The 23,557-nt window shown below is 63.7% G+C and carries 21 protein-coding genes and 1 pseudogene; 9 read left to right on the top strand and 13 right to left on the bottom strand.

Annotated features, from left to right (window positions below):
* A pseudogene (locus BUE39_RS10355) lies at window positions 1-260 on the bottom strand (IS3 family transposase); the annotation flags it as partial.
* Between the two features lie 405 nt (window positions 261-665).
* On the opposite strand from BUE39_RS10355, the gene BUE39_RS10350 reads away from it, so the two are divergent.
* Window positions 666-1,982 carry an MFS transporter gene (locus BUE39_RS10350; protein WP_073428564.1) on the top strand — a complete coding sequence of 439 codons (1,317 nt, stop codon included), beginning with the start codon at window positions 666-668 and terminating at the stop codon, window positions 1,980-1,982.
* Window positions 1,983-2,063: 81 nt separating this feature from the next.
* Window positions 2,064-2,789, top strand: a complete 726-nt coding sequence (locus BUE39_RS10345) for a haloacid dehalogenase type II (protein WP_073428563.1) — start codon at window positions 2,064-2,066, stop codon at window positions 2,787-2,789.
* 92 nt (window positions 2,790-2,881) lie between these two features.
* On the opposite strand, the gene BUE39_RS10340 is transcribed toward BUE39_RS10345, so the two are convergent.
* From BUE39_RS10340 to BUE39_RS10325, 4 genes are all read right to left on the bottom strand, one after another.
* Window positions 2,882-4,354 carry an NAD-dependent succinate-semialdehyde dehydrogenase gene (locus BUE39_RS10340; RefSeq protein WP_073428562.1) on the bottom strand — a complete coding sequence of 491 codons (1,473 nt, stop codon included), beginning with the start codon at window positions 4,352-4,354 and terminating at the stop codon, window positions 2,882-2,884.
* Between the two features lie 181 nt (window positions 4,355-4,535).
* Entirely contained in the window at window positions 4,536-4,841 is a 306-nt protein-coding gene (locus BUE39_RS10335) for a helix-turn-helix domain-containing protein (RefSeq protein WP_073428561.1), read from the bottom strand.
* Window positions 4,813-5,001 carry a hypothetical protein gene (locus BUE39_RS34130; protein ID WP_143031962.1) on the bottom strand — a complete coding sequence of 63 codons (189 nt, stop codon included), beginning with the start codon at window positions 4,999-5,001 and terminating at the stop codon, window positions 4,813-4,815. Before BUE39_RS34130 ends, BUE39_RS10335 begins: the two co-directional genes overlap by 29 nt.
* 208 nt (window positions 5,002-5,209) lie before the next feature.
* Entirely contained in the window at window positions 5,210-6,226 is a 1,017-nt protein-coding gene (locus tag BUE39_RS10325; protein WP_073428559.1) for a LacI family DNA-binding transcriptional regulator, read from the bottom strand.
* 214 nt (window positions 6,227-6,440) lie between these two features.
* Here BUE39_RS10325 and BUE39_RS10320 point away from each other — a divergent pair, with 214 nt between their 5' ends.
* From BUE39_RS10320 to BUE39_RS10295, 6 genes are all read left to right on the top strand, one after another.
* Window positions 6,441-7,580 (top strand): ABC transporter ATP-binding protein, encoded by a 1,140-nt coding sequence (locus tag BUE39_RS10320; RefSeq protein WP_073428558.1) that lies wholly within the window; start codon window positions 6,441-6,443, stop codon window positions 7,578-7,580.
* 113 nt (window positions 7,581-7,693) lie between these two features.
* Window positions 7,694-8,947, top strand: coding sequence for an ABC transporter substrate-binding protein (locus BUE39_RS10315; protein WP_083081356.1), 1,254 nt, complete (start codon window positions 7,694-7,696; stop codon window positions 8,945-8,947).
* Between the two features lie 66 nt (window positions 8,948-9,013).
* On the top strand, window positions 9,014-9,919 hold the full coding sequence (locus tag BUE39_RS10310) for a carbohydrate ABC transporter permease (RefSeq protein WP_073428557.1): 906 nt from the start codon (window positions 9,014-9,016) through the stop codon (window positions 9,917-9,919).
* Window positions 9,920-9,938: 19 nt separating this feature from the next.
* Window positions 9,939-10,790, top strand: a complete 852-nt coding sequence (locus BUE39_RS10305; protein ID WP_073428556.1) for a carbohydrate ABC transporter permease — start codon at window positions 9,939-9,941, stop codon at window positions 10,788-10,790.
* 37 nt (window positions 10,791-10,827) lie between these two features.
* Window positions 10,828-12,792 carry a beta-galactosidase gene (locus tag BUE39_RS10300; protein ID WP_073428555.1) on the top strand — a complete coding sequence of 655 codons (1,965 nt, stop codon included), beginning with the start codon at window positions 10,828-10,830 and terminating at the stop codon, window positions 12,790-12,792.
* Between the two features lie 108 nt (window positions 12,793-12,900).
* Window positions 12,901-14,061, top strand: coding sequence for a glycoside hydrolase family 53 protein (locus tag BUE39_RS10295; RefSeq protein WP_073428554.1), 1,161 nt, complete (start codon window positions 12,901-12,903; stop codon window positions 14,059-14,061).
* Window positions 14,062-14,136: 75 nt separating this feature from the next.
* Here the strand turns inward: BUE39_RS10295 and BUE39_RS10290 are convergent, their stop codons facing one another.
* The 4 genes from BUE39_RS10290 to BUE39_RS10275 form a co-directional block, all read right to left on the bottom strand.
* On the bottom strand, window positions 14,137-15,495 hold the full coding sequence (locus tag BUE39_RS10290) for an MFS transporter (protein WP_073428553.1): 1,359 nt from the start codon (window positions 15,493-15,495) through the stop codon (window positions 14,137-14,139).
* A gap of 331 nt (window positions 15,496-15,826) precedes the next feature.
* Window positions 15,827-16,171 (bottom strand): cupin domain-containing protein, encoded by a 345-nt coding sequence (locus BUE39_RS10285; RefSeq protein ID WP_073428552.1) that lies wholly within the window; start codon window positions 16,169-16,171, stop codon window positions 15,827-15,829.
* Window positions 16,172-16,205: 34 nt separating this feature from the next.
* Window positions 16,206-17,186, bottom strand: coding sequence for a M14 family metallopeptidase (locus BUE39_RS10280; protein ID WP_073428551.1), 981 nt, complete (start codon window positions 17,184-17,186; stop codon window positions 16,206-16,208).
* 35 nt (window positions 17,187-17,221) lie between these two features.
* Window positions 17,222-18,304, bottom strand: a complete 1,083-nt coding sequence (locus tag BUE39_RS10275) for a tartrate dehydrogenase (protein ID WP_073428550.1) — start codon at window positions 18,302-18,304, stop codon at window positions 17,222-17,224.
* A gap of 150 nt (window positions 18,305-18,454) precedes the next feature.
* Between BUE39_RS10275 and BUE39_RS10270 the strand changes: the two genes are divergently transcribed.
* Window positions 18,455-19,378 (top strand): LysR substrate-binding domain-containing protein, encoded by a 924-nt coding sequence (locus BUE39_RS10270; protein WP_073428549.1) that lies wholly within the window; start codon window positions 18,455-18,457, stop codon window positions 19,376-19,378.
* Here BUE39_RS10270 and BUE39_RS10265 read toward each other — a convergent pair.
* From BUE39_RS10265 to BUE39_RS10250, 4 genes are all read right to left on the bottom strand, one after another.
* A complete protein-coding gene (locus BUE39_RS10265; protein WP_073428548.1) occupies window positions 19,375-19,872 on the bottom strand; it encodes an Lrp/AsnC family transcriptional regulator in 498 nt (165 codons plus the stop codon). The genes BUE39_RS10270 and BUE39_RS10265 overlap by 4 nt on opposite strands.
* A gap of 60 nt (window positions 19,873-19,932) precedes the next feature.
* A complete protein-coding gene (locus tag BUE39_RS10260) occupies window positions 19,933-21,330 on the bottom strand; it encodes an aspartate aminotransferase family protein (protein WP_073428547.1) in 1,398 nt (465 codons plus the stop codon).
* Window positions 21,331-21,525: 195 nt separating this feature from the next.
* The gene (locus BUE39_RS10255; RefSeq protein ID WP_073428546.1) at window positions 21,526-22,452 is read right to left on the bottom strand and encodes a 2-hydroxyacid dehydrogenase; all 927 of its coding nucleotides are present in this window, start codon (window positions 22,450-22,452) and stop codon (window positions 21,526-21,528) included.
* Window positions 22,453-22,455: 3 nt separating this feature from the next.
* Window positions 22,456-23,346 carry a GNAT family N-acetyltransferase gene (locus BUE39_RS10250; RefSeq protein ID WP_073428653.1) on the bottom strand — a complete coding sequence of 297 codons (891 nt, stop codon included), beginning with the start codon at window positions 23,344-23,346 and terminating at the stop codon, window positions 22,456-22,458.
* Window positions 23,347-23,557: the final 211 nt, after the last annotated feature.

Genomic DNA, 23,557 nt, shown 5'->3' with positions numbered 1-23,557 from the left:
CCCAAAGCCCTCAAGGTTGCGGCAGCACAGCGGTCATGGCTCAAATAATGACCGACGGCCGCCTTCTTCTGTTCAGCCGAATACCTTGGCCTCGAACGGACATAGCCGGCCCGTAGATCATGGCACTGTTCGTATTCGCGATGCCAGGCTTTGAGAGAATTCTTTGTTGGATAGCCCAACTGCCGGATGGTCGCCCCGAGGCGCTTGCCCAGCTTCAAGTAGAGTCGGACCGCTCGAATGCGATCTTCGTATGAGAACATGAACTACCTCCAGGTAGTCCAAGTTTTCGTCCGCACCCCCGCCTCTTAAAAGACTGAGTATGCCAGGCGCAGTCAGTCATTGACGGGAGCGCATCGAGGTGCCGCACAACGCATGAGAACGAGCCGGAAGCAACGTGCTGGCGGGACGGCGCGCTCGACGGCGCGTGTCTTGCCACCGCCCGCTACGGCAAGCACAAGTTCGATCGGCACCTGCACGACGAACTCCTCATCGTCGCCACGAGGCGCGCGCGATAACCGCGGGTGATCGCCGTATCGAAACAATTCATTGGTCAACCATCCGGCGTTCACCTAATGTCCCACAAAACTGGGCGCATACCGGCTCGAACGCATCAAGCCTGCCGGCACGCGCCCTACGCGGCGTCGTGAAAAAAAACGGAGGAGACAATGTTTCATCGACCCAGAGTCAGTCGAGCGATTCTCGCGATCATGTGCGGGATGTCGTTCATCATGTATCTCGATCGCGTCAATCTCTCGGCGGCCGCGGGCCTGATCCGCGATGATCTGCATCTGAGCAATACCAACGTGGGCCTCGTCTTCGCGGCGTTCGCCTACACGTATGCAATCTGTCAGGTGATCGGCGGCTGGGTCAGCGACCGCTTCGGCGCGAAGCTGACGCTGGTCGTCTGCGCGAGCATCTGGATCGTCGCCACCGTCGCCACGGGGCTGGCGGGCGGCGTCGTGTCGCTGTTCTGCGCGCGCATGTTGCTCGGCGTCGGCGAAGGCGCGGCCTTGCCCGCGCAGGCGCGTGCCCTGACCAACTGGTTTCCGTCCAGCAAGCGCGGCTTCGTGCAGGGTCTCACCCATTCTTTTTCGCGGCTCGGCAACGCCATTACGCCGCCGTTTGTCGCCTTGCTCGTCGCGTTCTCGTCGTGGCGCGCGTCGTTCTTCGTGGTCGGCGCATTGACGCTGGCATGGGTGCTGGTCTACGCATGGTATTTCACCGACAATCCGCGCAAGCATCGCCATATGACGGCGCAGGAAGAAGCGGAATTGCCGCCCGCGGGCAGGGTCGCCATCGAAAAAACGAGTGAGCCGACGCCGTGGCGGCGTCTCATCAAACGCATCGGGCCGACCATGCTCGTGTACTTCTGCTATGGCTGGACCGGCTGGCTCTTCTTCACGTGGCTGCCGACCTTCTTCATGCACGGGCGCGGGCTCGATCTGAAAAGCTCTGCGATGTTTTCGGCCGGCGTGTTTCTGTCCGGCGTGGTCGGCAATACGGCGGGCGGCGTGCTCAGCGATCGCGTGCTGAAGCGCACGCGCAACGTGGTCGCCGCGCGGCGCAACGTGATTATCGGCGCGTTCCTCGGCGCGCTGGTGTTCCTTGCGCCGGTGATGGTCGTGAAATCCTTGCCGGTCATGGCGGCGTGCATGAGCCTTTCGTTCTTCTTCCTCGAAATGACGATCGGACCGGTCTGGGCCGTGCCGATGGATATCACGCCCAAACACGTCGGCGTGGCGAGCGGGCTGGTGAATGCCGGCTCGGCGGTGGCGGGCATTTTCACGCCTATCGTGTTCGGTCTCGTGGTCGATCGCACGGGCAGTTGGACGCTGCCGTTCGCCGGTTCGCTCGGGCTGCTCGCCGTGGGGATCGTCGCGACGTTCTTCATGCGGCCGGATATTCCGCTCGACACGGCGAGCGCGCCGGCCGATACGAGTGGTGGCAATGATCTGAGATTCGCCGAGCGTCCGGGCCAGTGAGACGAGATGTGATTGCCGTAACGGCCGCGGCTGGAAGCCTCTACACTGTGGCTTCAATCCGCGAACCACTGAGGCAATGGCATGCAACTGACCGACTTCGATACGCTGACGTTCGATTGCTACGGCACCTTGATCGATTGGGAAACGGGCATTTTCGAGGGCTTGCGGCCGCTGCTCGAACGCGTCGCGCAGCCGCTGACGCGTGACCAGGTGCTCGAAGCTCACGCGCGGCATGAGTCGTCGCAACAGCGGTACACGCCCGCGCGGCGTTATCGGGAACTGCTGCCGATCGTCTACAAGCGTCTCGCGGAAGAATGGCGCGTGCCGTTCACGCTCGCGGACTGCGTGGCCTATGGCGAGTCCATTCGCAACTGGCCGGCGTTCGACGACTCGGCACAAGCGCTGCGGTATTTGAAAAAGCACTACAAGCTCGTCATCCTCTCGAACGTGGACAACGAAAGCTTTGCGTATAGCAACGCGAAATTGCAGGTGGAGTTCGACGCGATCATCACGGCCGAAGACGTCGGTTCATACAAGCCGTCACCGCGTAATTTCGAGTACATGCTGGAGAAACTGGGCGAGCGCGGAATCTCGAAAGAGACGATTCTTCATACGGCCGAGAGCCTGTTTCACGACCATAAACCGGCGAACGCATTCGGTCTCGCGTCGTGCTGGATTTATCGACGTCATGCGAAGCAGGGCTTCGGCGCGACGATGGACCCCGGTTCACAGCCGAGGATCGACTTCCGCTTCAACAGCATGGCCGATCTCGTGAAAGCGCATCAGGAAGCTTTGCAGCGAGGGTAGTGCTCGAAGCAGAGGCTGCCGCCTCGGCGCATTGTTGCAGACGGCGCGATGGCGTGTCGGCGGCAGCGGAATTCAGCAAGCACGGCGGCGTATCAATCGAGCCCGCCCTGGCACAGATACTTGATCGACAGGTAATCGTCGAGGCCGTACTTCGAGCCTTCGCGGCCATAGCCCGATTCCTTCACGCCGCCGAACGGCGCCGCTTCGCTCGACACCGCGCCCTCGTTGATGCCGATCACGCCCGCTTCGAGCTGGCCGGCCACGCGGTGGATGCGCCGCACGTCCTGCGTGTAGAAGTAGGCGGCGAGTCCGAACGGCGTGTCGTTGGCGAGGCGGATCGCTTCGGCTTCGTCGTCGAAGCGGAACAGCGGCGCCACCGGGCCAAAGGTTTCCTCGCAGCAAACGAGCATGCCGTCGCGCGTGTCGGTGAGCACCGTCGGCGCATAGTAGTTCGGGCCGAGTTCGGTCAGGCGCCTGCCGCCCGTGAGCACTTTTGCCCCTTGTTTGACGGCGTCTTCCACGTGGCTCGCGATCTTGTCGATCGCGCGGGTGTTGATCATCGGACCGATCTGCGCTTGCGGGTCGGTGGCCGGCGCGACCTTCAGGGCGGCGACGCGTGTCGCGAGCAGGTCGGCGAAACGCGCATAGACGCCGGCTTGCACATACACGCGGTTCGGGCACACGCAGGTCTGGCCGCCGTTGCGGAACTTGGCCGCCATCAGGCCCGTGACCGCCGCGTCGAGATCGGCGTCGTCGAATACGATGAAGGGCGCGTTGCCGCCCAATTCGAGCGACAGTTTTTTCAGCGTGGCCGCGGATTCGCGCGCGAGATGCTTGCCGACCGGCGTCGAGCCGGTGAAGGTGATCTTGCGCACGCGCGCGTCGGCGAGCCAATCGGCGACCGCCGCGATGCCGTTCTCACGCGAAGCCGACAGCATGTTCAGCACGCCGTTCGGCAAGCCGGCTTCCTGCGCGAGCGCGGCCAACGCGAGCGCGGTGAGCGGCGTATCCTCGGCGGGCTTGGCGATCACGGTGCAACCGGCCGCGAGCGCGGGCGCGATCTTGCGCGCGATCATCGCCAGCGGGAAATTCCACGGCGTGATCGCCGCGACCACGCCGACCGGTTCCTTCACCGCGCTCATGCGCTTGCCGCGCTGCTGCTGCGGAATCAGGTCGCCGTAGATGCGCGTCGCCTCGTCGGCGAACCACGCGACGTAGGACGCACCGTATGCCACTTCGCCGCGGCTCTCCGCGAGCGGCTTGCCTTGTTCCGTCGACATGAGTTTCGCGAGGTCGTCGGTATTGGCGACGATCAGCGCGTGCCAGCGGCGCAAGATCTCGGCGCGCTCGCGCGGCAGCTTGTCGCGCCATGCGGGGAACGCGCGGGCGGCGGCGTCGGTGGCGGCGCGGGCATCCGCCGCGCTGCTGTTCGCGACTTCGGCGATCGTCTCGCCGGTGGCTGGGTTGGTGACGGCGAAGCGGGCGCCGTCGGCGGCGCCGGTCCATGTGCCGTCGATCAGATTGAGCGGGCGGATCAGTTCGTTGCGCGTCAAGGCGAGAGACATGCGAATGCTCCTTCAATGCGGCGGCGCGGCCGCTTATTTTGGGTCGGGTGATGGATCGATGCTACGCGTGCGGCGCAGTCAATGAAACCGCCTGGCCGGGGCTTTCACGGTGTGCGCGAGGTTTTTTTGGGGCTGGCGCAGCATTTTATGCTGCGGGGTGTTCCTGCTGCTGAAATGGCTGTTAGCTCGAAGTCGGCGCAGCGGGTTCCTTTCGCCTGATCGGGACGAAGCCGACCCTCAGGCCGAAGAGCTTCGCCACGCTATTGAGCGAGTCGACGGTCGGATTGCCGGTCCCGCGCTCGATGTCCTGGATCACCCGGCGGCTCACGCCCCGATGCGCGGCGAATTCCGCCTGGGTGAGGCCGGTCATCGCGCGCATCGCTCTAAGGGCCTCGGGAATGGTCATGTCGCCCGCGTCGATCCTTTCGTAGAAAGCGCGGCGCAGCGCGTTCTGCTCTTCACGGGTAGGTCGGTTCCGGCGCGGCATGGTCAGCTTGTGGTGGTTGAAGGGCTTTGAGTTGTCGAACCTGCGTATCGATGTGCTGCGTCAGGAACTCGATGATGTCGTGATCGACGCCCTGCGCTTGCATGATGCCGGGCAGGCGTTCGACCCGCGCGGCAAAGCGGCTCAATGCCTCGACGAGCATGCGGCGCTCGTGAGCGGGTACAGGTAGCGCCGCGAGCACGTCGCACTGTCGTATTGCGCGCCTGATTGAGGTCACTCCTAATGCCGCATAAATGTAGCACGGTACGGTGAGGAACGGCTTATACGCTTCTTATAAGAGCTTTTTTGTCCCGATCGGTAGCTGATAGCTCGACGGTGCACCCGCATCCCACCCAACAGTGAAAACCCGCTTATTCCCTCCTCCGCACCCCCGTCGACGCGCGCACGACCAGTTCCGGCGGCGCGGCCAGCACCATCGACGGCTGCCGTTCCGGCGTCTCGATCAACCGGATCAAACTTTCGATCGCCAATTCCGCGATCGCCGCGGTTTGAATCGCGACCGTGGTCAGCGCGGGGTGCACCTGGTGCGCGAGCTGAATGTCGGTAATGCCGATCACCGACACATCGTCCGGCACCGCGCGGCCCAGCGTGATCAACGCTTGCGCCGCGCCGATCGCGAGCAGATCGTTGGTCGCGAAGATGGCGGTCAAATGCGGCCGGTTCGTCATCAACTGCATGCAGGCGGCGTAGCCGGCGTCGATCGAATCGCGAATCTGCAGCACGGCGGCGGCGTCGGTTTCGATGCCGGCTTCGCGCATCACCGCGCGAAAGCCGTTCGAGCGCGCATCCTGCAAGCCGCCGCAACCATCGCCGATCAAAAGCCCGATCTCGCGATGCCCGAGTTCCAGCAGATGCCGCGCGGCGAGCGCGCCCGCGCGCGCAAAATCCACGGCGATGCAGGGCAGCGCGGGCGGTGTCTCCGGGTGCTCCCACATGGCGAGCAGAATCGGCGCGCTATGTCTCGCCGACGCGCACAGATCGTTGATCTCGATGTCCGTGTTCATGACGAGCACGCCGTCCGCCAGCGTGCCCGCGATCTGGTTCAGATACGCGCGGCCGATTTCGGCGTCGTCGTCGGTGTTGCAAACCATCAGGAAGCGGCCGGCTTTGCGCGCCGCGCGCTCGGCGGCCAGCACGAACTCGGGGTAGAAGGGGTTCGAGATGTTCGAGAGCATCAACGCGAGCGTCGACGAACGGCCCTCGGCCAGCGCGCGCGCGTTCAGATTGGGCCGGTAGCCGAGATCGGCGATCGCCTTCAGCACGCGTTCGGCGGTTTCCGGGCGGACCTTCTCGCGGTTGCGCAACACGTTGGAAACGGTGGCGGCGGTGACGTGCGCGCGCTTCGCCACTTCGGATAGGGTGACCATGGTTTGTTGATCCCAGATTCAGGGAATGTGATTCAAATGTTGCAAGCGGCGGGCGAGGTTGATACTTTCTCGAAAACGCAGCAAGACACAAGGAGACGAGCCATCATGAATTCTTTCCCCGCCCTCGAATTTAAGCGATTAAACGCCTGCCGCACAAGGCCCGCCGATTTCTTTTTTCACGAAATTTAAGCGGTTAAATCCGCGTGGAGGCAGCATGGCGACGATCCGTCTCACGAATGTGCAGAAGTCATACGGCGACCATCCGCCGGTGATCCGGCGAGTGAATCTCGACATCGCGCAGCATGAGTTCTGCGTGTTTCTGGGGCCCTCGGGCTGCGGCAAGTCGACCTTGCTGCGAATGATCGCCGGTCTCGAAGACTTGAGCGAAGGCGAATTGCACATCGGTGGGCGCCTGATGAACGACGTGCCCTCCGCAAAGCGCGGCGTGGCGATGGTGTTCCAGAGCTACGCGCTGTTTCCGCACATGACCGTGTTCGACAACATGGCGTTCGGCCTGAAGCTCGCGAAGCAACCGAAAGACGTTATCGAGAGCAAGGTGCGCGAAGCCGCTCGCATTCTGCAACTCGAGGACTTTCTACAGCGCTACCCGAAAGCGCTCTCGGGCGGACAGCGGCAGCGTGTCGCGATCGGCCGGGCCATCGTGCGCGAACCCGGCGTGTTCCTCTTTGACGAACCGCTGTCGAATCTCGACGCCGCGCTGCGCGGCCAGACGCGTGTCGAAATCGCGCGGCTGCATCAACGGTTCGCGAATGCGAGCGTGGTCTACGTGACTCACGATCAGGTCGAAGCCATGACGCTCGCCGACAGAATCGTGCTGCTGCATGCGGGCGCCGATGCCGAACGCTTCGGCAGCATCGCGCAAACGGGCGCGCCGCTGGAGCTGTATCACCATCCGAAGTCGCGCTTCGTGGCGGGGTTCATCGGCTCGCCGCGCATGAATTTCGTGGATGCCGTTGTCGACTCGATCGAGCCGGGCAGAGTGGCGCTCACGCTCGCTCAAGGCGGCGAGCGCCTGAGCGTACATGTCGACGGCCAACGCTTGCAGCGCGGCCAGGCGGTCACGCTCGGCGTGCGGCCGGAACATCTGCGGCTCGATGGCGACGGGCAGTTCATTCAATGCGTGACGGTGCTGTCGGAACGGCTCGGCGAGCATAGCTACATTCACGCGGATCACGCGGCCGGCTCGCTCGTCGCCAAGGCACCGGGCGATACGCCGATCGAATCCGGCGAGCGCATTCGCATTCATGTGTCGCCTTCCGCATGCCATCTGTTCGACGCGGACGGCGTGGCTTTGCGGCGCAGCACGTTCGAGCCCGAGCGCGTGGCCGCTTGAGGCACGACGTAACGCGTGCTCGAGCTTCACCCAACCGAATTCCGCCACAGAGCGGGTTACACCGTCTGCCAGCCATTCGCTGTCAGCCAACAAGGTAGTCAAGGAGACAAAAGATGATTGCTCTTCGCCTTCGCCGTCTTGCCCATGCGTCGATTGCAGCCGCGCTGGTTGCCGGCTCGCTGTGCCATGCCGTCGCCGACGCCGCCACGCTCACCGTCAACGTAGCGGCGCGCGGCAACCAGCGTTCGACGTGGCAGGACGCGTTCGACAAGTTCAAAAAAGCCAATCCCGACGTCGACCTCAAGGTGACTTACATCACCGAGGAAGCGTACAAGGTGCAAATGGGCGGCTGGCTCGCCACCGATCCGCCCGATGTCGTGTCGTGGCACGACGGCGAGCGCATGGCGTATTACGCGCAACGCGGCCTGCTCGAAGATCTCTCGCCGGACTGGAGCAAGAACGGCTGGTCGCAGCAGTACGCATCGGTGAAGGAAGCGTCGACGTATAAGGGCAAGCAGTACGCGGCGCCGCTCGGCTACGACGCCTACGGCTTCTTCTATCGCAAGGATCTGTTCGAGAAGGCCGGCATCAGGAGCGAGCCGAAAACATGGGATGAATTTCTCGACGCCTGCAAGAAGCTGAAAGCCAGCGGCGTTGCGCCGATCGCCGTCGCCGCGCGCGATAGCTGGACACTGGCCGCATGGTTCGACTATCTCGACCTGCGCATCAACGGCAACGCTTTCCATCAGCAATTGATGGCCGGCGAAGTGCCGTACACCGATGCGCGCGTGAAGAAGGTCTACACCGCGTGGAAAACGCTGATCGACGATCACTACTACATCGACAACGCGCTTTCATACGACCTCGATTCGATCGCGCCGTTTCTCGTGAACGGCAAGGCCTCGATGATGCTGATGGGCACGTTCTTCTCGGCGAGCATTCCGGCGCCGCTCAAACCGCAAACCGGTTTCTTCCGCTTTCCCGTGATCGACGCGAACGTGCCGATGGCCGAGGACGGTCCGGTCAACGTGCTGCTGATTCCGGCGAAGGCAAGGAACAAGGCCGACGCCCGCAGGCTGCTGGCCTTCATGGAGCGGCCGGAGATCAACGCCGATCTCGCGAAGGGCTGGGGAACGCTGCCGTCGAACAGCCTGGCCGCCGAACCGGACGATCCGATTTCGAAGGTCGGTTTCCAGACGCTCGCGAACACCAAGGGCGGCATCGCGCAGTTCTACGATCGCGACATGCAGAAGGAAATGGCCGACGAAGGCATGAAAGCCATGCAGCAGTTCTACAGCGATCCGTCGCAACTCGACGCGCTGCTCGCGCGCCTCGAAACGACGCGCAAGCGCATCTACAAGAAGTAAGTCCCGGAGCGCCGGCGGCCTAGCCACGGCCGGCGCTCGCCTTCGATTTTCGACGAGGCCCGATCCATGTCTGATTCCGCAGCGAGCCGCCTGCCCGCGGCCCGGTACCGTCACGTCTCGACGACGCGCCGTCACCAGCACCGCGCCGCGTTTTTCTTCCTGCTGCCGGGTTGCGCGTTGTTCTGCCTGTGCGTGATTTACCCGATCGTGAGCAGCATCTCGCTCAGCTTCTATCACTGGGACGGCATGACGCCGAAGACGTTCGCGGGCTTCGATAATTACATCGAGCTGTTTCATGCGGACACCTTCTATACGGCGCTCAGGAACAACCTGATCTGGCTCGCGCTGTTCCTGCTGGCGCCGCCGCTCGGTCTGCTGTTCGCGTTGTATCTGAACCAGCATGTGCGCGGCATGCGCGTGGTGAAGTCGCTGTTCTTCGCGCCGTTCGTGCTCTCGGGCGTGGTGGTCGGTCTCGTGTTCAGCTGGTTCTACGACCCCGGCTTCGGCTTGCTGCGCCTGATCGTCGGCCACGGCATTCCGGTGCTCGGCGATCCCGGCACGGCGACGTTCGGCATTATCTTCGCCGCGCTATGGCCGCAGACGCCGTTCTGCATGGTGCTGTATCTCACCGGCCTCACGGGCATCAACCCCGAAGTGGTCGAGGCGGCGCGCATGGAGGGCGCGAAGGGTTTGCGTCTCCTGTGGCACGTGATTCTTCCGCAACTGCGGCCCGCCACGTTCATGGCCGTCGTGCTGACCGTGATCGGCGCGCTGCGCAGCTTCGACCTGATTGCCGTGATGAGCGGCGGCGGTCCGTTCGACAGTTCCACCGTGCTCGCCTATTACATGTACGACCAGGCCATCAAGTACTACCGCGAAGGCTATTCCGCGGCGATTGCCGTCGTGCTGTTCGCCATCATGCTCGTCTACATCGTGTTCCATCTGCGCCGCATGCTGCGCGAGGAACGTTGATTTCCAGGAGTCACGCGTCATGTATCCGCTTCCCGTCGAACGCTGGAAACCGCTCAATCGCACGCTATACAAAGCGTCGCTGCCGATCGCGCTGCTCGTGTGGCTGCTGCCGATGCTGGCGGTGCTGGTCACGTCGATCCGTTCTTCCGATGAGCTTTCTCGCGGCGATTACTGGGGCTGGCCCCAGCACTTCGCGTTGATCGAGAACTACGGCACCGCGCTCACGCAAACGCCGATGCTGCATTACTTCGCCAATAGTGTGCTGATTACCGTGCCGTCCGTGCTCGGCGCGATCGTGCTGGCGTCGATGGCGGGCTTCGCGCTGGCGACCTATCGGTTTCCCGGCAATACGGCGGTGCTGTTCGCGTTTGTCGCCGGCAATTTCGTGCCGATCCAGATCCTGATGATTCCCGTGCGCGACATGGCGCTGAAAGTCGGGCTCTTCAATACCGTGTGGGCGCTGGTGATTTTTCACGTGTCGTTTCAGACCGGCTTTTGCACGCTGTTCCTGCGCAATTTCATCAAGCAGTTGCCGTTCGAAATGATCGAGGCCGCGCGCGTGGAAGGCGCGAGCGAATGGACCATCTACTGGCGCATCGTGTTGCCGCTGATCCGTCCCGCGCTCGCCGCGCTCGGCATTCTGGTGTTCACGTTCGTCTGGAACGACTACTTCTGGGCGCTGTGTCTCACGCAAGGCGACGAGGCCGCGCCGATCACCGTCGGCGTCGCGGCGCTCAAGGGTCAGTGGACAACCGCATGGAACCTGGTGGCGGCGGGCTCCGTGCTGGCCGCGTTGCCTTCGGTGCTGATGTTCTTCGCGATGCAAAAGCATTTCGTCGCCGGCCTGACTTTTGGCGCAAGCAAGGGCTGAGCGCCCGTTCGAATTCATCTACCCACGAGACTCTCTCATGCAACTTGGCGTGTGTTACTACCCTGAACAATGGCCGCGATCGATGTGGGCCGACGACGCAAAGCGGATGGTCGAACTCGGCATCACGCACGTGCGGATCGCGGAATTCGCGTGGAGCCGGATGGAGCCGCGCGCCGGCGAATTCGCGTGGGAATGGCTCGATGAAGCCGTCGCCACGCTCGCCAATGCGGGACTGAAACTCGTGCTGGGCACGCCGACCGCGTCGCCGCCGAAGTGGCTGATGGACGCGCATCCGGACGTGTTGCCGGTGCGCGCCGACGGCACGCGCTGGAATTTCGGTTCGCGCCGCCACTACGACATTTCAAGCGAAGTCTATCGCCGCGAGTGCCGGCGCATCGTCACGGCAATGGCCGAGCGCTACGGACGGCATCCGTCTATCGTCGCGTGGCAGACCGATAACGAACTCGGTTGCCACGATACCGTGCCGAGCTATTCCGACGCGGCACGGGCGCGCTTTCAGGCGTGGCTGCGGCAGCGCTACGAGCGCATTGACGCGCTGAACGACGCGTGGGGCAACGTGTTCTGGAGCATGGAGTATCCGTCCTTCGACGCAATCGGCTTGCCGAATCTCACGCCCACCGACGCCAATCCGATTCATCTGCTCGACTTTCGCCGCTTCATGTCGGACGAAGTGGCGAGCTTTCATCGCGAGCAGATCGAGGTATTGCACGAGCATGCGCCGGCCGCCGATCTGCTGCATAACTTCATGGGTTTCTTCACGACCTTCGACCACTACCGCTTTGCCGACGACAACGCGCTCGATGTGGCCGCGTGGGACAGCTATCCGATCGCGCGCACCGAATCGATCGCGTTGCCGGAAGAGCAGAAGGCGCGTTACGCGCGCACCGCGCATCCCGATGTTTCCGCATTCGATCACGACCGCTATCGGGCGATCGGTCGCGGCCGTTTCTGGGTGATGGAGCAGCAAGCCGGACCGGTGAATTGGGCGCCGTGGAATCCGGTGCCGGCCAGGGGCATGGTCCGCCTCTGGGCTTACGAGGCGTTCGCGCACGGCGCGGAGCTGGTGTCGTATTTCCGCTGGCGTCAGTGCCCGTATGCGCAGGAGCAGATGCATTCCGGGCTGAATCTGCCGAACAACGAACTCTCGCCGGGCGGTCTGGAAGTGCAACAGGCGGCGCGCGAGATTGCGCGGTCGCCGGCATTGACGGGACTCGGCGCGCCCGCGCGCGCGTCCGTTGCGGTCGTGTTCGACTACGAGACGCAATGGATGTTCGAGATTCAGCGCCACGGCAAGAGCTTCGATTATCAGACGCTGGTGTTCGACTATTACGCGTCGCTGCGCGAACTCGGGCTCGACGTCGATATCGTTTCGAGCAAGGCCGACCTTTCGTCATATCGCCTCGTGGTCGTGCCGAGCATCGCGGTGATCGACGCTGCGCTCGTCGAGCAGATCGAGCGCGGCAGCGCGCACTGGGTTTTCGGTCCGCGAAGCGGTTCGAAAACCACCACCTTCGCGATTCCTTCGAGCCTGCCGCCTGGCGCGTTGCAAAGCGTCCTGCCGATGCAGGTGCTCGAAGTCGAAACGCTGCGTCCGACGCTTGCGCCCGCGATTTCCATCGGCGACGCGCAAGGCGTGGCGATCCATTGGCGCGAGCATGTTCGCGCCAATGGCGAGACCCGCATCGACGCCCAATTCGACGACGCGTGGCCCGCGATTCTTTCGCGCGGCAAGGTGCGTTACGTGGCGGCGTGGCTATCGCATGCGTTGCATCGCGCGGTCTTGCAGCAGGCGGCGAACGAGGCCGGCATCGAAACGCAACAGCTCGCCGACGGCTTGCGCATTCGCCGCCGCGGCGGTTTGACCTTCGCGTTCAATTTCGGCGCGCAGCCGGTGCAAGCGCCCGCGCCGGCCAACGCCACATTCGTGCTCGGCGATGCGCTGCTGAAAACCGGCGATGTCTGCGCATGGCAGGACGCTTGAACCGGCATTCGGCCAGACGTGGATCAAGTCGAAAGAAGGCATCGCAGGCGCTTCAACCCCGAACAGGCGGCCTTCCAAAAAGCCGCCATTCAACATGGAGGATGACAGATGAACCGAAGAGAAATGCTGGGATGGCTCGCTTCCGCCGCGGCCGCGGCCGGCGTCGGGGCGACGGTCGGCACGCCGGCTCTTGCTGCCGATTTGGCATTGGCCGGCCGCGGCAAGCGGTTTGCAATGGGCGCGGACGTCTCTACGCTGCTGGAACTGGAGGCGAACGGCGCGAAGTTCTACGAGCAGGGCGTGCCGCTCGACTGTCTGCTGCTCCTGAAGAAGCACGGCGTCGACTCGATCCGCATCAAGGTCTGGAACGATCCCGGCAATCCGGATTTTTTCCCCGCCGACCAAAGCCCCGCAGCCGGCTACAACAACGCCGAACATGTGCGCGTGCTGGCGCGGCGAGCCGCCGCGCTCGGCATGCGCGTGCTGATCGACTTCCACTACAGCGACTGGTGGGCCGATCCGGGCAAGCAGTATCCGCCGCATGCATGGGCGGGCAAGGACATCGCGCAAACTTGCGCGCTGTTGTCGGAATACACGTCGAACGTTCTCAGGATGCTCGAGCGCGACGGGGTGCGTCCCGAGTGGGTTCAGGTCGGCAACGAAATCACCGGCGGCATGCTGTGGCCGCTGGGCAAGTACGATCAGTGGGACAACCTCGCGCAGTTGCTGAAGGCGGGGCACGACGCGGTCAAATCGGTCGACGAGCGCATCCAGGTCATGCTGCATATCGACAGCGGCGGCAACAACGCGACGAGCCGTTGGTGGTACGACAGCGCGATACAGCGCGGCGTCACGTTCGATGTGATCGGCCTGTCGTATTACCCGCAATGGCAGGGGTCGCTAAGCGATCTGCAAAACAACGCGAACGATCTGGCGACGCGCTACGGCAAGGACGTGATGGTCGTCGAGACCGCTTATCCGTGGACCACCAGCGACGGTGATTCGGAGCCGAACGCGATGACCAACACCGGGTCGACGGCTTTCCCGCAGACGCCTGCCGGCCAGGCGCAGTTTCTCGGCGCGGTGACGGATATCGTGAAGGCGATCCCCGGCGGCCACGGCAAGGGCGTGTTCTGGTGGGAACCCGAGTGGATACCGACGCCGAACGTGGGATGGAAAGTCGGCGCCGGCGATCAGTGGGACAACAATACGTTGTTCGATTTCAAGGGCAACGTGCTGAGTTCGCTGGACGCGTTCCGCAAGCGCTAGAAGCGGCGAAATCTTCGTGCGATAGCAGGCGCCAGCGTCCCGGCGCCTGCTTCCTTGTCCACATCAATGCCCGCATCAATGCCCGAACGACTCCGCTTTCGGCGCATTCGCCGCGGCCGTGTGCGGCCGCACCGCCTGCTTGATCAGGAGCGCCACGCACGAAATCACGCCGGCCACCGCGATCGTCGCGAAGATACCGGCGAACGAGAAATGCCGGCGCGCCAGTTCGGCCACGAGGAACGAGCCCGCGATCCCGCCGAAGCGTCCGATGCCGAGCATCCACGCCACGCCCGTGCCGCGCCCTTCGGTCGGATAAAACGCGGCGGCGAGCGCCGGCATCGACGATTGCGCCGTATTCATCAGCACGCCCGCGACGAACACGATGAACACCAGCACGCCCACGTTGCCGACCGCCTGGCCGATGAAGTACACGCTGATCGCGGTGAGCGCATAGCAGGCCGCGATGATGCGGTTCGCGTTAAAGCGGTCCATCAGCATGCCGCACAACACCGCGCCCACGCCGCCGAGCGGGAACAGCGCGGAGATCAGCGTCGCGCGTTGCGGCGTGAGTCCGGCGTCCTTCAGCAAGATCGGCATCCAGTTGATCGACGCGTAAAAGATCACGAGGCCCATGAAGTAGGTGATCCACAGCATCACTGAGCCGATGATGTACGAGCGCGACAGCACCACGGCGAGACCCTTGCCGCCGGTTTGCGGCGCGGTTTCGGTCATCACGAAGGTGCCGGCTTGCGCCGCTTCGCTCGAAATGCGCGCGAGCGCCGCGCGAATCCGTTCGACCGGCTTGTTGTTGGCCACCATGTAGCGGACCGATTCCGGCATTTGCAACACCAGCACGATCAGCAGCAGAAGCGGCGCGACGCCGCCGAGCACCAGCACGCTGCGCCAGCCGAAGTGCGGAATCATCCACGCGGCGAGAAAACCGCCGAAGGCGGCGCCGAGCGGGAAGCCGCAAAACATCAGATTGATGAGGGTCGCGCGGCGGCGGTCCGGGCAGTACTCGCCCATCATCGTCACGGCGTTCGGCATGGCCGCGCCGAGACCGACGCCGGTGATGAAGCGCAGCACGGTCAATTGCTCGATGCTGTTCGAGAACGCCGAGCCGAGGCAGGCCACGCCGAACAGCAGCACCGAGCCGAGCAGCATGGAGCGCCGCCCGAGCCGGTCCGACAGCGGCCCGGAGCCCAGCGCGCCGCACGCGAGACCGAACAGCGCCGCGCTCAGCACCGGCGCGAGCGCCGGTTTCGTGATGCCCCACTGGACGATCAGCGAAGGCGCGATGAAGCCGATCGCGGCCGTGTCGAAACCGTCCAGCAGGACGATGACGAAGCACATGCAAAAGATCAGCCACTGGAACGGCGAGAAGGGCTGTTCGTTGAGGAAGGTTTGAACGTTCACAGCGGTGCTGCGGTTCATGGTGGGTCTCCTGACTGCGAAAAGGCTCGTTCATGGCGAGCCTCTTCTTATTTTACGACCGCTGTCGATATTTGCTGGCTAGTTTGTTCGGATATAGAACCGTGATTCTTTATATGAACAAGTGCGACTGTAGTGAGTTTGACGAGAACGGGTCAACGCGGGATTACCCGACATCGTTTGCAAGAATGGATCAGGCAGCGCGAACCGCTGGGGATGCCGCGGCGCGCGTCGATGTGACGGCAGGCGCCGGGAGAGGACGAAATGGGAGGGGGATTTCAAGCGCCGCGTCCACGGGTTGAAGACGGCGCGGCGCTTCATGCAAGCAAGCGGTTCAGAAGATCACATAAACCTTGCGGATGGTTTCCTCGACTTCCCACAGCCCTTCAGTGTTGGCTTCGAAAAAGAGCGTATCGCCGCTCGCGAAATGGATCGTTTCTTCGTTGTCGGGCGTGAAGCGTCCGCGCCCCGCGAGAAAGTGCATCACTTCGGCCTGTTTGACCGAGCGCCGGTAGGTGCCCGCCGTGCATTCGAAAATGCCGGCGTCGACGGATTCGCTGCCCTTGATCACGCGCTGCACGCCCGACACCTGGGCCGGCGTCGTGCCGGGCAGGCCCGCGGTGCCCCAATCCTCGAGATTGGTCAGATTCACGCTCTGCTCGATGTGTTGAACCTTCATCTTCACGCTGCCTTTTGAATGTGCACGAGCCGGGTCATCGGCCGGTGTTGGCGATGGTTTGCTCGATCTTGCCCAGCCGCACGACGGTCACGCCCGGACGCAGTTGCCGCAGCGAGGGCATGACGAGCATGCAGTTGTCGTAAGGCGTGGCGACCGCTTCGCCGTTCGACCAGCCGATCACCGCGCCGGCTTTGTCGAATATCTCAAGGCCGGTGTACGGCGCCGCGAAGCGAAAGTCCATGCTGCTCGCCACCACCGGCTGCGTCACGCGAACGATGTGCTGGACGGGCGGCAAGGGCGCGAGCCAATCGGCCGGCAAATCCGTTGCATCGACCACGCCCGCCAGCAACAGGAAGCGGGCGGTGGTGTCGCGCGCCACGGCGACCGCGCTTTGTTCCCAGTGTTGTCCGCATTCGATCAGCAACGCGTTCTTCGGACTGTCCGCCATGCCGAAGCCTGCGTAGTCGCGCATGCGGCGGCCTTCGGGATGCCCTTCGTCGCAGATCACGGTGGCGGGCGTGCCGAGTTGCACCGCGAGGTCGATGCCTTTTTGCAGCGGTCCCGCCACGATCAGCGGCTTGCTCTTTTCATGCATCGAATGCAGATCGAGCAGCGCGTCGACCGTATCGATCACCGGCCGCATCTCTCTCGCGCGCGCCAGTTCGCTGGACGTGCGCGACGTGTCGTCGAGCACGGCGGCGGTCCAGACGCGGTTGAAATCCTGATCGACGAAACGTGCCGCGTCGGGCTTCGCGGGATCGAAGCGCCGGTACGCGGCGACGTTCGCGAACGCCAGCGTGAGGCGCCCGCGCCGCGGCCGCAACGCGCGGCGCAGCAAGTCGTCCACGACGATTGCGCCGCACACCTCGTTGCCGTGCGTGAGCGCGTTGATCATCACGTGCGGTCCCGGCACGCCCGAGTCGAACGTGTGCACATAGGTAATGCCGGACGGCGACTGTTCATGCTTCGAAATATCGGGGAATTCGACCTCGATGGGATAGGCTTCCATGCTCATGCGCGTGTCCTGGCGTAGATAAGTAATCGAAACTCTCAAGCAAGCCTTGCCGCGATCGCCTCGCCCACTTCGGTGGTGTTCGCCTTGCCGCCCAGGTCGCCGGTATGCGGGCCTTCGACCAGCGTTGCCTCGATCGCCGCGAGAATCGCGTCGTGCGCCTCGCGTTCCTTGCCCGCGTGATTGCCGAGGAAGTCGAGCATCATCGCCGCCGACCAGATCATCGCGATCGGATTGGCGATGTTCTTGCCGGCGATGTCGGGCGCCGAGCCGTGCACCGGCTCGAACAGCGAGGGAAACTTGCGGTCGGGGTTCAGGTTGCCCGACGGTGCGAGACCGATCGTGCCGGTGCAGGCCGGGCCGAGATCGGAGAGGATGTCGCCGAACAGATTGGTGGCGACCACCACGTCGAAGCGGTCCGGGTTCAGCACGAAGCGCGCGCACAAGATGTCGATGTGCTGCTTGTCCCACGTCACGTCGGGATACTGCGCCGCGATGCCGGCCGCGCATTTGTCCCACCACGGCATGCTGATCGCGATGCCGTTGCTCTTGGTGGCCACCGTGATCTTCTTGCGCTCGCGCCGCTGCGCGAGGTCGAACGCGAACTTCAGCACGCGCTCGCTGCCGTGGCGCGTGAAGACGGATTCCTGCAACACGAATTCGCGCTCGGTGCCTTCGAACATCACGCCGCCCACCGACGAATATTCGCCCTCGGTGTTTTCGCGCACGATCCAGAAATCGATGTCGCCAGCCTTGCGGCCCGCGAGCGGCGAAGGCACGCCGGCAAAGAGCCGCGCCGGGCGCAGGTTGATGTATTGATCGAACTCGCGGCGGAATTTCAGCAGCGAGCCCCACAGGGAGATGTGGTCGGGCACCGTGTCGGGCCAGCCCACCGCGCCGAACAGAATCGCATCCGCCGATTGCAGTTGCGCTTTCCAGTCGTCCGGCATCATCTTGCCGTGCTTCGCGTAGTAGTCGCAGCTCGCCCATTCGATGTGCTGATACTCCAGCTCGATGCCGAAGCGCGCCTTCACCGCCTCCAGCACGCGAATGGCTTCCGGCATGACTTCGACGCCGATGCCGTCGCCGGGAATGACCGCGATCCGATAGGTGTTCGACATGTTCTGCTCCTCCGTTGGGTTTTCGATTCCGGCTATTTTATTCCTGCTGTTTGAGCCTAAAATGATCGCTTTAGTTAAGCCACTGTGCACGATTCGTGCACAAACGCATTCGCCTCGTCACAGGCATGATCACGTACCTTTCAACCACCTATGAATGCCATCCCGTCACCCGATCTCGGCGATTTGCGCGTGTTCTGCGAAGTGGCGCGCAAGTCCAGTTTCAGCGCGGCGGCGGAGGCCTTGTCGGTATCCGCGGCCTACGTGAGCAAGCGGATCAACGTGCTGGAGACTACGCTCGGCACGCGTTTGTTGCACCGCTCGACGCGCCGCGTCGCGATTACCGAAGCCGGCGAGCGCGTCTACACATGGGCTGAAAAGATTCTCGACGACGTCGAGCAACTGGTGGAAGACGTCTCCACCACGCGCCGCATTCCGGGCGGCAAGCTGCGCATTTCCAGCAGCTTCGGCTTTGGCCGCCGCTTCGTCGCGCCGGCGCTGGCAACTTTCTCCGAGCGCTATCCGCAACTGAGCGTGCGGCTCGATCTGTTCGACCGGCTCGTCGACGTGGCCGGCGAGGGCTTCGACCTCGACATTCGCATCGGCGACGAAATCGCGCCGCATCTGATCGCGCGGCGGCTCGCGTCGAATCATCGCGTGCTGTGCGCGTCGCCCGGCTATCTCGCGCGGCACGGCATGCCGCGGCAACTCGCCGATCTGTCCTCGCATGCGTGTCTCGCGATCAAGGAGCGCGACCATCCATTCGGTCTCTGGCGTTTGACGGTGCGCGGCGAAACGGCGTCGATCAAGGTGACGGGACCGTTGTCGACCAATCACGGCGAAGTGGCGGTGCAATGGGCGCTGGCCGGACGCGGCATCGTGCTGCGTTCCATGTGGGACGTGCGGCCGCTGCTGGAGAGCGGCCAGTTGCAGCAGGTGCTGCCCGAGGTCACGCAACCGGCGAACCTGTGGGCGGTGTATCCGGCGCGGCTCGCGCAGTCGGCGAAGGTGCGGGTGTGCGTGGACTTTCTGAGCGAGGAGTTCGCGCAATGGAGTCCCCCCGAAACCGCCGGCTAGTGATGATTCTGCGAGAACAAGGTTTCGAGCGGATAGTGGCTTTTCACGAACGGCGACTTGATGATCACGTAGCTGAAGTACTTCTCGATGCCGATATTGCGTTCGAGCAAGCCCTCCACGATGCTTTGATAGTGGCTCACGCTGCGCGTGACGAACTTCAGCAAATAGTCATAGCCGCCGCTCGCCAGATGGCACTCCACGATTTCATCCACGTCGCGAATCGCATTGACGAACTTGATGAAGTCTTCACGCCGATGGTCGGCGAGCGTGACCTCGGTGAAGACGATCTGCACGTCGCCGAGCTTTTCCAACTGAATCTGCGCACCGTAGCCGATGATGTAGCCGGCTTTCTCCAGACGCTTGACCCGGATCAGGCAAGGGCTGGGCGAAAGGCCGACCGCGTCGGCAAGCTCGACGTTGGTTATGCGGCCTTTCTTCTGCAACTGTGAAAGTATGCGCAGATCAATCCGGTCCAGCTTGCAGTCGCTGCTCATCGTAACGTTGTCGCTCTGGCGATCGGGTAAGGGAGTAAGGGGCTCGGGGTGCCCTCTACTCTAGCATGCAGTGGCATGAATTTTGACCTTCAGCGCGGCCCGGACATCGGCCTGCGCGAGAACGTCGTCGAGTGTCTTTTCGAGCCGCTCGAACATCAGGTCGAAGTCCGCTTCGGTGTACGAGAGCGCCGGTGCAAAGCCGAGAATGTTGTCGCCGAATGCGCGGAAAATCAGGCGGTTTTCATACGCGGCGGCGGCGATCCGTTCCGACAGTTTCAACGCCGGGTCGAAGCCCGCCTTGGTGTCCTTGTCCGCGACGAGTTCGAGCGCGCCGAGCAGGCCGCGATGGCGCGAGTCGCCCACCAGCGGATGCGCGAGCAGCGCATCGAGCCCTCGCGCGAAACGCGGCCCGCGCGCCACGCCGTTCGCGAGCAAGCCACCCTCGTGATAGAGGCGCAGCACTTCGAGGCCGATCGCCGCGCTGACCGGGTGCGCGGAATAAGTATGACCGTGGCCGACGACCGCTTCGGCGTCGCCGCTCGCAATGCCTTGATAGATTTCATCCGACATGAGCACCGCGCCCATCGGCGCATAGCCCGCGGTCAAACCTTTCGCCACCGTCATCAGATCCGGTTCGACGTTTTCACCCTGGCAGGCGAAGAGCGGACCGGTGCGGCCGAACCCGGTGATCACTTCATCCGCGACGAACAGGATGCCGAGCTTGCGGCAGCTTTCACGCATGGCTTTCAGCCAGCCGACCGGCGGCACGACCACGCCGCCCGAGCCCTGAATCGGCTCGCAGAAAAACGCGGCGACGTGGTCCGCGCCGAGTTCGGCCACCTTCGCTTCGAGCGCGGCCACCGAGGCGGCGATCAGCGCGGCGTCGTCGGCGAAATCGTTGCGGTACGCGTAGGGCGACGGCAGATGATGCTGGTTCGGCAGCGGCAGGTCGAAGTTGCGATGGAACGCGGGCAACGCGGTGAGCCCCGCGCCCATCGTCGACGAGCCGTGGTAGCCGCGCTGCAACGCGATGATGTGCTTCTTCGTGGGACGGCCCGTCGCATTGAAGTAATGCGTGATGAAGCGGATGGCCGAATCCACCGCGTCGGACCCGCCGAGCGTGAAGTACACATGCTGCAACGAGGCAGGAGACACCTCGACCAGTTTCCGCGCCAGTTCGATCGCGGGTTCCGAGCCGAAATGAAAATAGCCGGTGGCGTAGGGCAGTTTCTTCATCTGCTCGGTGGCGGCGTCGACAATGCTCTGCTGGCCGTAGCCCACGTTCACGCACCACAGGCCCGAGAATGCGTCGAGCAACTCGTTGCCGGCTGCGTCGCGTAGAAACGCGCCGCTGGCCGATTCGAGAATCGTGACGCCGCGCGCTTCGTGCGCGCGGTAGTTGATGACGGGGTGAATCAGGTGTTTGCGGTCGGCTTCAATGAGCGCTTGAATCGGCATGATGGTTTCTCGTCGCGGGAAGGGGCTGTTGACCGTTCCATACTACTGATCCGCGACTATCGCCCGCTTGGCTAAACAATTGCCTGAAAAGCGCGCGCGCCGCGTTTTGATGCGCGGCCTTAGCATTTTCTGCTGCGGACGCTGAAAAGCGGCGGCGCGAGGGTGTTGCAGTGCGTTCGATACAGCGCGCCGGGTTCAGTAGCCGCGCGTGCGGTCGACCAGGCCGAGCATCGGCAAGCCTTCGCGATGACGGCGCAGATTGTCGAGCACCACGTCGACGGCGGTGTCCGGCCGCGTCGAACTGGCGATATGCGGCGTGATGCGCACGCGCGGATGCGTCCACAACGGATGCCCCGCGGGCAAGGGCTCGGGATCGGTCACGTCGAGAATCGCGTTGCCGAGTTGGCCGCTTTCCAGCGCGGCGAGCAGGTCCGGCTGATTCAGATGCGGACCGCGCCCCGTTTGAATCAACGACGCGCCGCGCGGCAGCTTCGCGAACAGCCTGGCGTCGAGCAGCCCGCGCGTGGCCGGCGTGAGCGGCAACAGGCAGATCAGAATGTCGGTGCGCGCGAGAAACGCATCGAGCGCGCCTTCGCCCGCATGACAGTCGACGCCCTCGATCTCGCGCGGCGAACGGCTCCAACCCGCGCATGCAAAACCGAACAGACGCAGCCGTTCCAGCACCGCGGTGCCCAGCACGCCGAGTCCGAGCACGCCGATCCGGCGTTGGCCGGCGGGCCCTGGCGGCAGTTCGCGCCATACCTGTTGCTGCTGCTGCAACGCGTAGTCGAACAGATTGCGATGAATCGTCAGCACGGCCTGCGTGACGTATTCGACCATGCCTTCCACGATGCCCGGCTCGATCATCCGCACCACCGGCACGTGCGCTGGCACGCGCGACAGATCGAACTGGTCGATGCCCGCGCCCACCGAGAACACGACTTCGAGGTTGGGAAAGGTGCGCGTGGGATCGTCAGGCGGCTGCCAGGCGGCGAGGTAGCGGATCGCGGCGGGATCGCCGACTTCGGGCCAGACGTGAAACGGCAAGTCCGGCGCCTTTTGCGCAAAGAGTTTCGCCCATTGCGCGCCGCGCGCCGGATCGGCTTTATAGAGGAAGGCCATGCGTCAGAAAATCGCCTGATTGATGATGCCGTATTGCAGATAGCGCGTGTCCTTGCCGGCCGCCGTGCTTGCGCCGCCGTTCGCGAGTTCGGCCGGCGTCGCGTTGCGAACCATCCGCACGACGGTATCCACGCGCGGCAGCCCCAACTGTTCCAGCCAGTCGGTGAGCCCGCTCTCGCCGGGCGTATCGACTCGCACGAACACGCCTTCGTTGAGCGCCAGCCAATGACTGATGAGCGCCTTCGCGCGGCTCGAATCCTCCGACGCGGGCGCGACCACCGGTCCGATTGCGAAGCCCCGGCCGAAGCGGCGGAACAGCGCGAAGCCGATCAGTTCGCCGTCGCGGTCGAGCGCGATGCCGTCGGCGGCGCTCAGCAGCGCGGGCAAGACTTCGCCGCGATCCATGCCGCTCGCCTGCGAAGCCAGCTCGATCAGCCGCGCCGTATCGCTCGATCCCAGCGGACGCAAACGCTCGCCCGCCGGCAGCGACACCAGCGGCGGCTGGAATGCCGCGCCCTGATGCTGATCGAGCGTGCCGATCGCGCGAAAGCCGAGCTTTTCATAGAGCGGCTGGCCGGCGGGCGTCGCGTGCAGGAAGGTGACGCGGCCGCCGAGTTCCTCCAGCGCCAGTTCCATCAACTTTCTGCCAATGCCGCGCCCCTGGTGCGCGGGCGACACGATCACCATGCCGAGCGAGGCGCGCTCGGCGCCGTACTTCCAGCACAGCGCGGTGCCGATCACGCCGCTGGCGTCTTCCGCGACGAAGCCCACGCCCAGTTGCTCCACGAATCGCCAGTCGTCCGCGCGATGCGGCCATTTGAGTTCGACCGTGAGCGCGTGCGCGGCGGCGATGTCGTCCTGGGTGAAGCCTCTGTAGCTAATCGAATCGTTGATCGAAGCGGACACGCGGTACTCCCTGTCGTTCGGAGCGGGTGCAAGGCACCGGCTCCTGTCCATGCAAGATAGTTGACTGAAGACTTACGCCGTCACTGTGTCATTCAGTGTGCGGCGTGACTAGGACGATCTTTTTATCCGGGCCGCCTGTCAAGGCCGTGGAGAAAATCGATGCAAAACGCCCAGTCTGGGCATGCATTACAAGCATGTT

Source organism: Paraburkholderia terricola, assembly GCF_900142195.1.
GTDB classification, from domain to species: Bacteria; Pseudomonadota; Gammaproteobacteria; order Burkholderiales; family Burkholderiaceae; genus Paraburkholderia; species Paraburkholderia terricola.
Note: the sequence above shows the minus strand (reverse complement) of the source record. Positions and strands in the feature narration are given on the sequence as shown.